The following is a 386-nucleotide window of genomic DNA, read 5'->3' on the forward strand; positions in this document are numbered from 1 at the left end:
CGCAGGAGCAGCAAAACCGCGGCTGGTCGTTGCGCGACCTTTTGTTTCCGCGCCGCAGCGAGCGCATTGAGCCGCCCTTGGATATCCAGAAGCCGAGGCCCAGGCCCAAGGCGAAAAAACCCCGCGCCCCGCGCCCGCCCGCGGAACCGGAAATCCCGGTGGTCGACAAGGCGCCGGACGCGCGCACCGTCCTGGTGGTCGGCGACTTCATGGCGGCCGGCCTCGCCGAAGGCCTCGACAGCGCTTTCGCAGAGAATGCCGGCGTCAGGATCGTCGTTCGCAGCAATGGCTCGTCCGGCTTCGTGCGCGATGATTTCTACAACTGGCCCGAACAGATCAAATCGCTGATCGAGACCGAAAAACCCGCCGCCGTGATCGTCATGCTG

1 protein-coding gene is annotated in these 386 nt (G+C 65.5%); it reads left to right on the forward strand.

Annotated features, from left to right (window positions below; translation table 11 throughout):
- A partial coding sequence (locus tag EOA22_RS37490; protein WP_127390791.1) for a DUF459 domain-containing protein occupies positions 1-386 on the forward strand: 386 nt, incomplete at both ends.

The organism is Mesorhizobium sp. M7A.F.Ca.US.014.04.1.1 (assembly GCF_003998745.1).
GTDB classification, from domain to species: domain Bacteria; phylum Pseudomonadota; class Alphaproteobacteria; order Rhizobiales; family Rhizobiaceae; genus Mesorhizobium; species Mesorhizobium ciceri.